13 protein-coding genes are annotated in these 13,330 nt (G+C 61.2%); 8 read left to right on the forward strand and 5 right to left on the reverse strand.

All coding sequences use genetic code 11. The features are described 5' to 3' along the window. Positions 1-23: 23 nt before the first annotated feature. Complete coding sequence (locus tag JFU58_RS16870) at positions 24-269, reverse strand: DUF6555 family protein (protein WP_063028819.1); 246 nt, start codon at positions 267-269, stop codon at positions 24-26. 158 nt (positions 270-427) lie between these two features. Here JFU58_RS16870 and JFU58_RS16875 point away from each other — a divergent pair, with 158 nt between their 5' ends. The 5 genes from JFU58_RS16875 to JFU58_RS16895 all read left to right on the forward strand — a co-directional run bounded on the left by JFU58_RS16875 (position 428) and on the right by JFU58_RS16895 (position 5,413). After that, the gene (locus JFU58_RS16875; protein WP_201141258.1) at positions 428-1,258 is read left to right on the forward strand and encodes an arylamine N-acetyltransferase family protein; all 831 of its coding nucleotides are present in this window, start codon (positions 428-430) and stop codon (positions 1,256-1,258) included. Positions 1,259-1,382: 124 nt separating this feature from the next. Further along, positions 1,383-2,135 carry an outer membrane beta-barrel protein gene (locus tag JFU58_RS16880; RefSeq protein WP_063028823.1) on the forward strand — a complete coding sequence of 251 codons (753 nt, stop codon included), beginning with the start codon at positions 1,383-1,385 and terminating at the stop codon, positions 2,133-2,135. A gap of 236 nt (positions 2,136-2,371) precedes the next feature. Continuing rightward, complete coding sequence (locus tag JFU58_RS16885) at positions 2,372-2,740, forward strand: c-type cytochrome (protein WP_063028825.1); 369 nt, start codon at positions 2,372-2,374, stop codon at positions 2,738-2,740. 77 nt (positions 2,741-2,817) lie between these two features. Then, on the forward strand, positions 2,818-4,146 hold the full coding sequence (locus JFU58_RS16890; RefSeq protein WP_201141270.1) for a D-arabinono-1,4-lactone oxidase: 1,329 nt from the start codon (positions 2,818-2,820) through the stop codon (positions 4,144-4,146). Positions 4,147-4,201: 55 nt separating this feature from the next. Next, positions 4,202-5,413: a DSD1 family PLP-dependent enzyme gene (locus JFU58_RS16895; RefSeq protein WP_242488272.1), complete on the forward strand. Its 1,212-nt coding sequence runs from the start codon at positions 4,202-4,204 to the stop codon at positions 5,411-5,413. Between the two features lie 117 nt (positions 5,414-5,530). Here the strand turns inward: JFU58_RS16895 and JFU58_RS16900 are convergent, their stop codons facing one another. Continuing rightward, positions 5,531-6,472 carry a SphA family protein gene (locus JFU58_RS16900; RefSeq protein ID WP_177071961.1) on the reverse strand — a complete coding sequence of 314 codons (942 nt, stop codon included), beginning with the start codon at positions 6,470-6,472 and terminating at the stop codon, positions 5,531-5,533. A gap of 203 nt (positions 6,473-6,675) precedes the next feature. On the opposite strand from JFU58_RS16900, the gene JFU58_RS16905 reads away from it, so the two are divergent. Together JFU58_RS16905 and JFU58_RS16910 are read left to right on the forward strand one after the other, a co-directional pair. Next, complete coding sequence (locus JFU58_RS16905; protein ID WP_063028829.1) at positions 6,676-7,713, forward strand: AraC family transcriptional regulator; 1,038 nt, start codon at positions 6,676-6,678, stop codon at positions 7,711-7,713. 111 nt (positions 7,714-7,824) lie between these two features. Beyond that, a complete protein-coding gene (locus tag JFU58_RS16910) occupies positions 7,825-8,262 on the forward strand; it encodes a carboxymuconolactone decarboxylase family protein (RefSeq protein ID WP_093208226.1) in 438 nt (145 codons plus the stop codon). 140 nt (positions 8,263-8,402) lie between these two features. Here JFU58_RS16910 and JFU58_RS16915 read toward each other — a convergent pair whose 3' ends face one another. Next, a complete protein-coding gene (locus JFU58_RS16915) occupies positions 8,403-9,167 on the reverse strand; it encodes an AraC family transcriptional regulator (RefSeq protein ID WP_201141262.1) in 765 nt (254 codons plus the stop codon). Positions 9,168-9,266: 99 nt separating this feature from the next. On the opposite strand from JFU58_RS16915, the gene JFU58_RS16920 reads away from it, so the two are divergent. Beyond that, positions 9,267-10,397 (forward strand): MFS transporter, encoded by a 1,131-nt coding sequence (locus JFU58_RS16920; RefSeq protein ID WP_201141264.1) that lies wholly within the window; start codon positions 9,267-9,269, stop codon positions 10,395-10,397. Here the strand turns inward: JFU58_RS16920 and JFU58_RS16925 are convergent. Together JFU58_RS16925 and JFU58_RS16930 are read right to left on the reverse strand one after the other, a co-directional pair. Further along, positions 10,387-12,531, reverse strand: a complete 2,145-nt coding sequence (locus JFU58_RS16925; RefSeq protein ID WP_201141266.1) for a TonB-dependent siderophore receptor — start codon at positions 12,529-12,531, stop codon at positions 10,387-10,389. The two genes, JFU58_RS16920 and JFU58_RS16925, sit on opposite strands and share 11 nt — an antisense overlap. A gap of 147 nt (positions 12,532-12,678) precedes the next feature. Continuing rightward, positions 12,679-13,330: AraC family transcriptional regulator (locus tag JFU58_RS16930; RefSeq protein ID WP_201141268.1), on the reverse strand; the 652-nt coding region annotated here is incomplete at its 5' end.

The following is a 13,330-nucleotide window of genomic DNA, read 5'->3' on the forward strand; positions in this document are numbered from 1 at the left end:
CCGTCGAGCGGGGCTTTCTTTCCTCAGCCAAGCCGTTTCGGAGCTACCCAGGTCACCTCAGTGATGCCGAACTTCTCCGCCCAGGGCCGAGTGGTCTTTTTCACCCGCTCATGGCCCGGCCGGCCTATCCGCCCCACGTGGGCAATGTCGGCGTCAACGGCCGCCCAATGCCACGCTTCGGCGTTGTTCATGACCTCGGCACGCACCACAAAGGTTTTTGGTTCGCCGTGTAGCAAGTAGTGGATGGTGTAGATCATTGCGGTACTCATGATGCCTCCCTGTCTTGTTTTGAATGGATATAAATCGGTTCAGAAAGGTTCAGAAAGTTTATGCATCCGAGGGCTTGCATTTGATTCAAATCACAATTGGCAAACAACGGCCGTCAGGGTATTAGTGGAGCCTTCGCCACCGACTCAAGGATTGCGTCATGCCTGAGCTGACCCACAGCCGCCTCTACCTGCAACGTTTGGGCTACGACACGCCGCCACCGCCCACCTTGCAAACCCTGCAGGATTTGCAGTTGCGCCACGTCAGTACCTTCGCGTTTGAAAACCTGTCGACCTTGCTGCGCGTGCCTGTACCCATCGATTTGCCGAGCGTTGAGCACAAAGTCCTGTTCGACGGGCGGGGTGGTTATTGCTACGAGCTGAACCAGATGTTCCTGGCTTTGTTGCAGGAGTTGGGCTTCGACGCGCGGGGCATCACCGGTCGCGTGGTGATGGGCGGGCCGCCCGATGCGCTGACGGGGCGCACCCACCGCCTGAGCCTGGTGACCCTGGACGGCACGCGTTACATCAGCGATGTGGGCTTTGGTGGCATGGTGCCCACCAGCCCGTTGCAACTGGACACCGACGCCACCCAGGCCACGGCCCATGAACCCTATCGCCTGAGCCTGAACGAGGGCAGCTACACCTTGTGGGCGCAGGTGGCGGGGGAGTGGCGCGGGCTGTATGTATTCGACCTGCAGTTGCAGTCACGCATCGACTACGAAATCGGCAACTGGTACGTCTCCACCCACCCGGACTCGTCGTTCCTCAGCCAGTTGAAAGTCGCACTCATCGGCCCGGGATTTCGCCGCACACTGAACAACGGCCAGTACGCGATTCACCACCTGGGCCGGGCCAGCGAGAAGCGTGTCATCGAGGATGTGGACGAGCTGCTGACGCTGCTGCACGCCAGCTTTGGCATTCACCTGCCGGAGCATCCACAGTTGCGGCCAATGCTCGGTCGTTTGCTGGTCCCTGTCCAAGAGGCCTGATATAGAGCCATCGCTGAACCGTTTTACCTCGAAAAAAGGTGCAAAATAATTCGAACCTTTCGCCAAAACGAGGGTTCGAAGCGTTTCCTGAATAATTTGCCACCTACAATGGAGACGTAAAACGATGTCCAAACTATTCGGAAAAATCCTCAAGAATTCCTCGGTCCTGGCCCTGATTGCTGCACCGGGTGTGGTGTTCGCCGCAGCGCCGACCGACCCGATTTCCACCTTCGGTATCCTCGGCAGCTACAACGACTTCAAACTCGAAGGCGGTAGCCAGAGCGACAAGGACCACATGCCCGAAGCCGGCCTGTTCTACAACTTCGGCAACAAGCTGACGGCTGAATCCGGCTTTATCTACCAGGCCGGTATCGAAGCCAAGTACGGTGAAAAAAGCGACAACAAGCTCAAGGAAGGCCAGGCCGACCTCGACCTCGGCTGGCGTGCCGCGCTGGATGCGCGCAACTTCGTCGACGTGCTGGTGGGTGGCGGCTACAGCTGGACCCGCTACGAGCCGGACTCGGGCGACTACGACATGAAACTCACCAACAAATCGCCGTTCGCCAAGGCGGCCCTGGGCTACAACCACCAGTTCGATGACATGACCATGCGCGTTGAACTGGGTGCCCGCCGCACCATCGACGGCCGCGCCAAGCTCAAGGTCGACGGCATTGGCAGCGACACCGTGGACCTCAAGGACCGCACCAACCCGTACGCGGAAGTCAGCCTGCTGATGAACCAGAAAGGCGACCTGCCGGTGATGGCGGGCCTGTACTACACCCGCACCGAGTACAAGCTCGATGGCGACTCGTACGTGGCCGACAACACCAAGCTCAAGCGTGACGAGTATGGGTTCAAGGTTGGTATAGCCTTCTAAGCCCACCTCGATTCTAACGGTGGGAGCGGGCTTGCTCGCGAATGCGGTGTATCAGTTAAAAATTTGGTGGCTGACACACCGCATTCGCGAGCAAGCCCGCTCCCACATTTGATCGGCGTTGCGGCTCAATCAACTGTCCGCCCAAGCCCCCCTTTCTGTCCCCCAATACCCTCAACGCCGCGCCCTGGCTGCCTTAGTGTGGATCACGCTTTCACACAATAAGAGAGAAGGTGGCTATGCGGGCAATCAACCCCCGTCGCATCAGTCTGCTGCTGGCCGTGACCTGCCTGCTGACAGCCTGTGACGACAAACCGAAACATCCCCCCGAACGTGCCACGGCGGCCAATGCCATGCCCGGCGACGCAGCCCTGGCCCAGGTCTACGACACCAGTTGCAAGCTGTGCCACGCCAACCCGGCCTCCGGTGCGCCGCTGACCGGTGACGGCCCGGCCTGGAGCCCGCGCATCGCCCAGGGCCCGGACACCCTGCTGGACCACACCATCAACGGCTATAACGGCATGCCCCCGATGGGCCTGTGCGTGCAGTGCTCCGAAGAGCAATTCCTGGGGCTGATCAGTTTTATGTCGGGTCAACACATCCAATAAGAATAACGGGGTAGGCGATGGCGCTTTCACGGCGAGAATTATTGCAGCGCGGCGCGGTAGCCGGCGCGTTCATGGCATTGACCAGTAACCCGGTGCTGGCACAGTTGGCCCGGGCACCGCGGCTGATTCCCTGGCGCAATTGGTCAGGGGCACAAACCTGTCTGCCCCTGGCGCGGCTGGCGCCGAAGAATCTTGATGAACTGGTGCAGGTCATCGGCCAGGCGCCGGGTAAGGTGCGGCCGGTGGGCTCGGGCCATTCGTTCAGTGCGCTGGTGCCCACCGACGGCACGTTGCTGTCCCTGAGTTACTTCAATGGTTTGCTGGATCACGACCCGCACACCTTGCAGGCCACCTTCGCCGCTGGCACGCCGATGTCGCGCATGGGCCAGGCGTTGAAGGACGTTGGCCAGGCGCTGCCGAACATGGCGGATATCGACTACCAGACCCTGGCCGGGGCGATCTCCACCTCGACCCACGGCACGGGCGTGGGCTTCACCTCTTACTCCGGTTGCGTCACCGGCCTGCAACTGGTGACCGCCCAGGGTGAGGTGCTGGAGTGCGACGCCAAGCGCCACCCCGAGGTGTTCAGCGCCGCCCGGGTGTCCCTCGGCGCCCTGGGCGTGGCCACTCAAATCCGCCTGCAAAACCGCGCGCCTTACCGCCTGCGAGAGCGCCAGTGGATCGCCAAGACCGAAGAACTGCTGGAAGACGTGGGGAAAAACACCCGGGAAAACCAGCACTGGGAAATGCTCGTGGTGACCCATTCCGACTACGCCTTGTCCATCGCCCTGAATGAAACCACCGACCCCGAAACCCCGCCCATCGACCCGGCCGAGGCGGGCGGCAACGAGTTTGTGTCGATCATCGAAAAACTCGATAAGTACGGCAGCGATTTCCCCGACGCCCGGCGGACCTTGCTCAACAGCCTGCGGTTTTTTGCCAGCTTCGATGACCGCGTCGCCGAGTCGTTCCAGGTGTACGCCAACGTGCGCAACGTGCGCTTCAACGAGATGGAATACTCGGTGCCCGCCGAACACGGCCCGGCCTGCCTGCGGGAAATCCTCAAGCTGATCAACGACAAGGACCTGCGCACCTGGTTTCCCATCGAGTACCGCTACGTCAAGGCCGATGACATTCCGCTGAGCATGTTCGAGGGCCGCGACAGCTGTTCGATTTCCGTGCACCAGCACTACACCATGGACCACCACAACTTCTTCGCCGCCGTGGAACCGATCTTCTGGAAATACGCCGGCCGTCCGCACTGGGGCAAATTGCACACCCTTAACGCGCGCACCTTGCAGCCGCTGTATCCGCGCTGGGAGGAATTCACCCGGGTGCGCCGCGAGCTGGACCCCAGCGGCAAATTTCTCAATGCGCACCTGTCATCAATTTTGGGAGTGGCCTGATGAACCGCAGACATTTCATGCTCGGCACCGGCGTGTTGCTGATGGGGGGACCATCTTGCTCAGGCCCGGCGACCGGGGCAGCCCGTACACCGAGTATTTCCGCAGCCTCAACCAGGAACTCAAGGCCCATGGGCCGATGCGCCCGGTGATGCTGATCGACCTGGACAAGCTGGACCACAACATCGACGTGGTCATGCAGTCGGTGCAGCGCGGCGGCAAACACCTGCGGCTGGTGGAGAAATCCCTGCCGTCGCCGGGGCTGCTGGCTTACATCGCCAAGCGTGCCGGCACCCAGCGCCTGATGTCGTTTCACCAGCCATTTCTGAACCACGACGCCCAGGTCTTTCCCGACGCTGACATCCTGCTGGGCAAGCCGTTGCCGGTGCGCTCGGCCGAGCTGTTTTACCAAACCCACAAGGGGCCGTTCGACCCGTCCCGCCAGTTGCAATGGCTGCTGGACACGCCCGAGCGCCTGCAACAATACCTGGCGCTGGCCCAGGGGTTGGGCACCAAGCTGCGGATCAATATTGAACTGGACGTGGGCCTGCATCGCGGCGGCATCAGCGACAACGCGGTGCTGGGGCAGATGCTGACGATGATCAGCGCGCATCCACAGCAGCTGGAATTCAGTGGGTTCATGGGCTACGACCCGTTCGTGGGCATGGGCGTGCCGGGGATTCTCGGCTCGCCCCAGGACCTGTTCGACAAGGTCATGCAGCGCTACAACGGCTATGTGGATTACACCCGCCAGCACTTTGTGCCGCTGTGGCGGGATGGCCTGACGTTGAATACGGCAGGCAGCCCGAGCTATCGCATTCACGAGCAGGAAAAGCTCAGCAGCGAGGTGTCGGTGGGCACCGCGTTGCTCAAGCCGACGCACTATGACTTGCCGTCGCTGAGCGAGCATGTGCCGGCGGCCTTTATCGCCACGCCCGTGTTGAAAAGCACCGGGCCGGTGGATATTCCGGCGCTGGACGGCAAGTCGCGATTGTTCTCGTGGTGGGATGAGAATCAGCGCGCCACGTTCTTTATTTATGGGGGGAACTGGATGGCCGAGTTTGAATCGCCCAAGGGCTTGCAGAGTAATGACCTGTACGGGCGCAGCTCCAATCAGGAAATGGTCAACGGCTCGCCCAAAGTGGGGCTGAACGTGGAAGACCAGGTGTTCCTGCGCCCGACCCAGAGCGAGTTTGTGCTGTTGCAGTTCGGGGATTTGCTGGCGGTGCGGGGCGGGAAAATCGTCGATACCTGGCCGGTCTACACCTGAAGAAACCCCGATCAACATGTGGGAGCTGGCTTGCCTGCGATGCAGGCAACTCGGTTTTTCAGTGATACCGAGGTGATGCTATCGCAGGCAAGCCAGCTCCCACATGTTCAACCGGGTTTACAAGGCAAACGGAATCGTCAACTTCGCCCACAACATGTCGCCTTCCGGCCGGTTCTGCACATCAAACTCCTTGGCCCAGCGCACCTCGGCACTCGCGTACTTGAGGAAGGTGAAATACACCGCCGGACCGATCGCAAACACCTGGCCCTTGACCCCGTCATCCACATCCTCGCCGTAGATGTTCACTACGGTACGCCCGTACTGCTTATCGTCGGTGGTCTGCTTGAGGTAGTAGCCGTTGAGCCCAAGGCTGAGGTTATCCGTCACCTTGTAGCTGGCCGAGTAATCGAAGTGAAAAATCTGCCCCGAACGGTAATGGGTGTCGGGGTTTTCCTTGTTGAAGCTGTAGGTGGTCTTGATCGACAGCTCGGTACGGTCGTTGGGCAACCAGGTCGCCGACACCAACGGCTTGTAGGTGTAGAAATTGTTGCTGGTATTGGCCAGGCGCGTGGCGTCGTACTCGCCGGTGGGCAGGGTGATTTCCAGGGCGGTGCCCACCGTCAGGTTCTTGCCCAGGTCCCAGAGGATGATCGGCGCCACAGTGGTGTCGCCCATGCTTTCCCGAGTGTCGGACATGCCGAACAGCGACACCTGTTGCTTCAGGTACGGCTGGGCGATGTAGCCGCCCAGGCGCCCGCCGAATACCCGCAGCGGGCTGAGGTAATCCAGGCGCGGGATGATCGCGTCGGATTTGATCTTCACGTCCGACACCTTGCCACCCAACGAGCTGATATCGAGCTTCCTGGCTTCGTAATGGTTGTAGTAAATGTTGAAGGCGAACATGTGGTCGGGCAGGTTGTTCACGTCCAGCGGCAGGATGTAGAAGCCATCGGTGCCGGGGCCGATGTTGTCGACGCCGCCTTCGGTGGCCAGGGCCGGCAGGCTGATGAGGGTCAACAGGGCGAGTTGCACGGGGTAAAACGCACGGGTCGGGTTCATGGCTGGGCTCATTATTATTGTTAGGGCGACGCTACCTATACAAATAAGCCCTGAACGGCCAGCAGGGCAGGGTATTGGCGGCCACATAGGGGGACTTTGGCGGACAGTTTTCATCCAGAGTGCAGCAGTTCTTGCAAGCGCCTATGATTGTCAGGATGTTTCCAAAACAAGAACTGAAGCACTCAGTCGGGAATCGAACACCCATGCAAAGGAAAGCCGTTGATCCGCACTATGACCTGGCCCTGGTCTCGCCATTTCTGCTGCAAACCCTCGGACAAGTGGTCGCGCACAAGGGCGCGAGTGCCGAGCACCTGTGCCGTGGACTGGGATTTACCCTGGCCGACCTGGATGACCCGGCCCAACGGATTTCCTATCGCCAGGCGGTAGCGATGATCCAGCGTGCACTCAAGGTATTGCCTGACCAGGGGCTGGGCCTGTGGGTGGGCCATCAGAATGTACTCGGTACCCTGGGCCTGCTTGGTCATGTGATTTCACTGTGCAAGACGTTGCGCGATGCCTTCGCCATCGGTGAGCGTCATCAGCACACGTCCGGCGGTATCGCCACTTCGCGCACCCATGAGGGCCCCCAGGAAGTGTTCGTCGATATCGAATGCCTGCTGCCTTATGCCGAGGTCCAGGTGTTTGCCGCGGAGGAGTTCTTCGCGAGCCTGATGGTGTATGGCCGGGCGCTGGTGGGCGAGGGTTTCATGCCGCTGCGGGTCGAATTTATCCACGCTGCGCCCACCTACGTCGCCGACTATCACCAGCTGTTTGGCGCCGATGTGCGCTTCGGCTGCCTGCATAACCGCATGGTCCTGGCCAGCCAGTGGCTGGACGTGCGCCTGCCCAATCACCACGCCCTGGCCCTGCGCCAGGCCCTGGAATTGCTGGAGCTGGAAAGTGCGCAACTGCATCAGAAAATGGATTTGATCCAGGCGGTGGAGCGCGCGATTTCCCGGGATTTGCAGGGCAGCCAGCTGGAAAAGGTCGCCAGTGACTTGAACATGAGCGGGCGTACCTTGCGCCGGCGCCTGACCGAGCACGGGCTGACGTTCGAAGGCTTGCTGGAACAGGTGCGCAGGGCACGGACCATGGGGTTGTTGAGCAACCCGGGGTTGTCCATCGAACGGATCACCGAGGAAGTCGGCTACAGCGATGTGCGCAGTTTTCGGCGGGCGTTCAAGCGCTGGACCGGGCTGAGCCCCAGTGCATTCCGTGGCGAAGGCACAGGGCCGGGGTGATCGTCAGGATTGGTCCCATTGGCTACCTGATCTTTCCCCGGATTGGCTATTTGTCCAACGCACCCGCCTCACTACTCTAGACACCAATCCCCACTGTTCTGGAGTATCACCATGCAAACTCGTACCGACTTCTACACCGCCTCCCCGGACGCCATGAAAGCCATGCTCGCCCTGGAGGCCGCCGTCGGCAAACTGTCCATCGAACTGCCGCTGCTGGAGTTGATTCGCCTGCGCGTATCGCAGATCAACGGCTGCGCCTTCTGCCTCGACATGCACACCGCCGACGCCCGCAAGGGTGGCGAGACCGAGCGCCGCCTGTACACCGTGTCGGCCTGGCGTGAAACGCCGTTCTTCACGCCCCGTGAACGTGCCGCGCTGGCCTGGGCCGAAAGCCTGACCCTGCTCAGCCAGACCCACGCACCGGATGCAGACTTCACCGAACTGGCTGCCCACTTCAGCCCGCAAGAGCAAGTCGACCTGAGCGTGGCGATCGCCACCATCAACAGCTGGAACCGTCTGGCGGTGGGCTTTCGCAAGATGCCCAAGTAAGCCGCTCCATTGTGGGAGCTGTCGAGCCCCGGCGAGGCTGCGATGGCGGCGGCACAGTCAATATTGATATCGGCTGATCCACCGCCATCGCGGCCTCGCTAAAGCTCGACGGCTCCCACCGGGTTATAGCCAATCGGCATTCACTTGAAGTAACCCCGTGGCGTGGTGCCGGTCATGGCCTTGAAAAAGGCGATCAGCGCACTGTCACTGGCAAAGCCCAACTCAAAGGCGCAGTACCCGAGACTGCGCCCGGTGGCGAGCAACTCGATGGCGCGCATCAAGCGCCACTGTTGACGCCATTGCTGATAGCCCATGCCGGTTTCCCGCAGGAAGATCCGGCCGATGGTTTTGCCGCTGGCGGCCACCTGGTGTTGCAAGGCTTGCAGCTCCGGCGGCAGCGCGTCGAGGTTATCCAATAACGGCGCCAGGCGTTTGTCCGTGGGCAGGGGCAGCAGCAGCGGTTGCTCGACCGCCTCGCGGATTTCACTCAAGCACAGCGCCAGCAAATGCGCATATTTGCCCTCTTGCCAATCGGTGTCGAACGCCGCCATTGCCATTGGCTCCAGCACCGCCCGCAGCAGTGCACTCACCTCAATCACCCGCACCTGTGCCGGCAACTGTCCGGCCAATTTCGGGCTGAAGTACACCGAACGATAATCCACGGTCTGTTGCATCACTGCCCGGTGCGGCACACCGCCGGGAATCCACGCTGCCCGAGTGGGCGGCAACAAGCACAGCTGGTTGGCCAGGGTAATGCGCGTGCAGCCCTGTTGGGTGAACAGCAATTGCCCGCGCTGATGCTGATGTACACCGGAGTCGTGATCACCCAGCAGGGCGGCGATGCCCACCACGGGTGCGTCGAAGCGGTCGGGATTGAACGGTGTCTGCGCCGCAAGCCATGCCATGGAATGTCCGATTTCATTGATAACATGTCAAAGTCTGGATAATACGCCAGACAGCGCTGGTTAGACTCCCTGGCCTGTTTACCCGGGAAGAGCCTTTCGATGATGTTGAAAAAATTGCTGGTGCTGGCGGTGGCATTGTTGATGTTCCCGCAGATCGCACAAACCCTGTACAGCCCCGCGCTGGCGGATATTGGCCAGGCGTTTGCGGTAGGGCCTGAGGCTGCGGGGCAGACCTTGTCGGTGTACTTTCTCGCCTTCGCGTTTGGGGTGGTGGTGTGGGGCCGGTTGTGCGACCGCTTTGGTCGGCGCCCGGTGATGCTGGCCGGGTTGGCCCTTTACGGCGTAGCCATGGCGCTGGCCTTGGGCGTGCGCTCGTTCAACGGCTTGTTGCTGGCCCAGGCGCTGGCGGCGTTTGGTGCGGCGGTAGGGTCGGTGGTGACGCAAACCGTGCTGCGCGACCGCTTCAGCGGCGCCGAACTGGCGCAGGTGTTTTCAGTCGTGGGCATTGCCCTGGCGGCCAGCCCCGCGATTGGCCTGTTCACCGGCGCGGGCCTCGTGCAGCACTTTGGCTATCGCGGGGTGCTCACAGGCTTGTTGCTGCTGGCGCTAACGTTATTGGCCTGGTGCCTGTGGGCATTGCCGGAAACCCGCCCGGCCTCGCTGCCCACGGCCTCGTTGCGTGGCACCCTGGGCCTGATGCTCAAGGATGCGGCCCTGTGGCGTTCGGTGGGGCTGGTCGCGGTCTTCAATATCGCGCTGTTCAGTTATTACAGCCTGGGGCCGTTTGTTTTCCAGCGCCTGGGATTGTCTGCCGAGCAGTTCGGCTATAGCGGCGTACTGCTGGCGTTGGGATCGGGGCTTGGGGCCTGGCTCAACAAGGGGTTGCTCAAGCGCGGGGCCGGCAGCGAACAGCTGGTGCTGGCAGCCGGTGGCGTGATGTTAGTGGGCAGCGTGATGGTGGTGCTGTTGCAGGAGCGTTGGCTGTTCGTGTTGCCGATGCTGTTGGTGGTCATGGCCTTCGGGATGGCGATTCCCAATGTGCTGGGGGCAGCGCTGACGGCTTATCGCGACCGCCTCGGCACCGCCGGTGCCTTGTTCGGTTTGCTGTATTACCTGGTGATCGGTGCGGGGTTGACCGTGGCGGCCTGGGCCCAGCAGTTGGGCTGGACCCTGTTGGTGTGCGCCTTGGCGGCGCTATGCCTGGCGATCCCGCGTACCGTCAGAAGTTGACCGTTGCACTCAAGCGTGCGGTCAACGGCGCGCCCTGGAACAGATAGTCATCGCCCATGTATTCACCGGCATCACGCCAGTAACGCTTGTCGAACAGGTTGTCGACGCTCAGGCGAAACACCGTTTCATAGCCATCGAGCTTTGTGGTGTAGCGGCTGCCCACGTTGACGATGGCGTAGTCGCCCACTTCCACATCACCGGTGCGATTGGCGTACTTGTTGGCGCTGTATTGCACGCCGCCGAGCAACGCCAGGCCGTCGACCCAGGGCAGGGCGTAGTCGGCATACAGGCTGGCGCGCAGTTTCGGCACGTTGATCGCCTGATGGCCTTCGTATTCCGGTGTGCCGCTGCCCGACACTCGTGCACGGATGGCCGCGACGCTGGCGGCGATCTGCAAGCGCTCGGTGGCCCAGCCGTTGGCGGATAACTCCAGGCCGGTGTTTTTCTGTTGGCCTTGTTGCATGTAGGTGAACGCACCCGCGTCGTCGGGTTTGGCGTATTGATAGGCCTGGCGAGTCTGGAAGATCGCGGCTGCGAAGCTGATGCGGCGCCAGTCGTATTTCACACCGGCTTCGATTTGGCGGGAGACGGTTGGGGCAAGGGTGTCGAGGTTGTTGAGGGCGTACCACGGCGCCGTGCCGCCCAGAGACAAACCCTTGCTGTAGCTGGTATAGAGCGACAGGTTTTCAATCGGCTTGTAGATCAGCGCTGCCTGGGGCAGGAACATGTATTGCTGGGTATGGCGCGATTCATCACCGTTGGTATCGTAGGCGCGCTCGTCGAGACGTACCTCACGGCCACCCAGCACGGTCTGCCATTGTTCATTGAAACGTATGGTGTCAGTCAGGAACAGGCCGTACTGGCGGCTGTCCAGGCGACGGTGGCTGGGGTTGAGTTCGCCGTCGTAGCGCGGGAAGTTTTCCGGCTCCTGATTGATATTGCCCGTGCCGATCCATTGATTGATCGGTACACGATTGTCCACGACTCGGCGAAACGCGCTCGTACCAAACGTCAGCTCATGCCCCAGCCCACCGGTATCAAACAACCCGGTCATCGCCGCCTGAATTTCATCATCGCGGCGGGTGTCATCCGGGCTGCGGAAGTCGTAAATGCCATAGTCGCCTTCCGGGCTGAAGTAATTGCCGTTGCCCGCAGTGTCGCCACCCCACGCAAACGAACTGTAATCATCAATCACCACCTTGCTGCGCGCCGCGCTCACGCTGCCTTTCCATTGGTCATTGAAGCGGTACTCAAACTTGCCATTGAGGTTCAGCGAATCGATCCCTACCTGATTCGCACCGCTCTGATGCCCCAGCAGTTTTTTCGGTGACGCGTCGTGCGGCACCTCGGTCCCGCCCAGCAATTGATAACCCGGCACCGAGCGCTGCTGCTTGTTCTGATACTCGGCATCCAGCTGCAATACCGCGTCGGGGCTGATGTTCCAGTCGAAGGCCAGGGACAGGAAATCCCGGTGGCCATTGGCATGTTCGACATAAGCGTTGAGGTCTTCATGGGCCACGTTCGCGCGCAGGCCGAACTGCTGCTCGCTGCCAAACCAGCCGCCCACGTCGGTGGCCAGGTAACCGCTGCCGCGATCATCGGTGGAGACCGTCACCGAGCGCACATCCTCCGGGCGCTTGGTCACGTAATTGATCACGCCGCTGGGCTCGGAGATCCCACTTTGCAGGCCCGACAACCCCTTGAGCAACTCCACGCGCTGCTTGTTCTCCAGGGCAACGTTCTGCTCGCCGGTGATGGTGCGGCCATTGATCTTGTAACTGCTGGCGGCATTCAGCGAGAAGCCGCGCACCACGAAGTTTTCGTAGTAGCCGATGGGTGCATAGCTGTCGCCCACCGAGGCGTCATTGCGCAGCACTTCGCTGAGCAAGCGCGCCTGTTGATCCTTGATCAGCGACTCGTTGAACACCGCGATCGAGGCCGGCGTGTCGAGCAGCGGCGCTTCATTGAAACCGCCCACCGACGCGGTGTCGCTGTTATAGCCGGATTCATCCTGGCCCTGGACCTTCACCTCCGACAGCTCGATATCAGCCGCCTGGCTGCTACCGATGCCTGTGCTGAGCAACAGGCCGAGGGCGAAATGTGAAGGAACAGCGGGACGAAGACGCAAAACCATGGGGGAAGGCCTGAGAGCACAGAGCGGAGGGCGCATAAGCTAGGCATAACGGCGGTGTTTTACAAGTTTTCGAGAAGGGTTCGCTTTGAGACGTCCCGTCTCAGCTTTGATCGTTCCCACGCAGAGCGTGGGAACGATCTTCAACACTTACCTCTGGCGTTTCAGAGTCTCGCTGGGCAACTCCTGAAACAACGCCCGATAGCTGTTTGAAAACCGCCCCAAATGCCAGAACGACCAATTCATCGCCACTTCCGCCACGGTGGTGTCCACTGACGGCGGGTTCAACAACTCCCGCCGTGCACTGTTCAACCGGCGCAACCTCAACCATTGCGCCGGGCTCATCCCGGTGTACGTCTTGAACCCCTGCTGCAACTGGCGCAACGGCACGCCGGCAATGCGCGCCAGCTCCAGCAGGTTGACGGTTTCATCCGGCACATCCGCCGCCCATTCGCCGACGCGCGCCATGATGATTCGCTCCTCGGTGCGCCGCTGCAATGAACCCTTGTCCAGGCACACGCAGGCGTTGTCGAGGATGAACAGGCAGTCGTCCAGCAACTGTTGTGTGAGGGCATCGCGACTCGGCGGGTCAAACGTGGCCGACAGCCGCGTCAGCGTGCCGCTGAGCCAGCGGCTGAACAAGGCGTTTTGCAGGGAATTGAGCGGGGCCATGAACAACCCCTCCAGGTTCGCCACCTCCAAACCGTGGCGCTGGACGAACTGCGGCCCGAACACCACCGCTACTTCGCGGTAGTTTTCCGGGGTGATCCAGGTGTTGCGGCTTTCGCCATTGAGCACATAC

This window comes from Pseudomonas sp. TH34 (assembly GCF_016650865.1).
GTDB lineage: Bacteria > Pseudomonadota > Gammaproteobacteria > Pseudomonadales > Pseudomonadaceae > Aquipseudomonas > Aquipseudomonas yamanorum.

Bases quoted from the DNA above. Each gene is read 5' to 3' on its own strand.
- JFU58_RS16870 (WP_063028819.1), bottom strand. From the start codon at position 269: ATGAGTACCGCAATGATCTACACCATCCACTACTTGCTACACGGCGAA.
- JFU58_RS16875 (WP_201141258.1), top strand. From the start codon at position 428: ATGCCTGAGCTGACCCACAGCCGCCTCTACCTGCAACGTTTGGGCTAC.
- JFU58_RS16880 (WP_063028823.1), top strand. From the start codon at position 1,383: ATGTCCAAACTATTCGGAAAAATCCTCAAGAATTCCTCGGTCCTGGCC.
- JFU58_RS16885 (WP_063028825.1), top strand. From the start codon at position 2,372: ATGCGGGCAATCAACCCCCGTCGCATCAGTCTGCTGCTGGCCGTGACC.
- JFU58_RS16900 (WP_177071961.1), bottom strand. From the start codon at position 6,472: ATGAACCCGACCCGTGCGTTTTACCCCGTGCAACTCGCCCTGTTGACC.
- JFU58_RS16905 (WP_063028829.1), top strand. From the start codon at position 6,676: ATGCAAAGGAAAGCCGTTGATCCGCACTATGACCTGGCCCTGGTCTCG.
- JFU58_RS16910 (WP_093208226.1), top strand. From the start codon at position 7,825: ATGCAAACTCGTACCGACTTCTACACCGCCTCCCCGGACGCCATGAAA.
- JFU58_RS16915 (WP_201141262.1), bottom strand. From the start codon at position 9,167: ATGGCATGGCTTGCGGCGCAGACACCGTTCAATCCCGACCGCTTCGAC.
- JFU58_RS16920 (WP_201141264.1), top strand. From the start codon at position 9,267: ATGATGTTGAAAAAATTGCTGGTGCTGGCGGTGGCATTGTTGATGTTC.
- JFU58_RS16925 (WP_201141266.1), bottom strand. From the start codon at position 12,531: ATGGTTTTGCGTCTTCGTCCCGCTGTTCCTTCACATTTCGCCCTCGGC.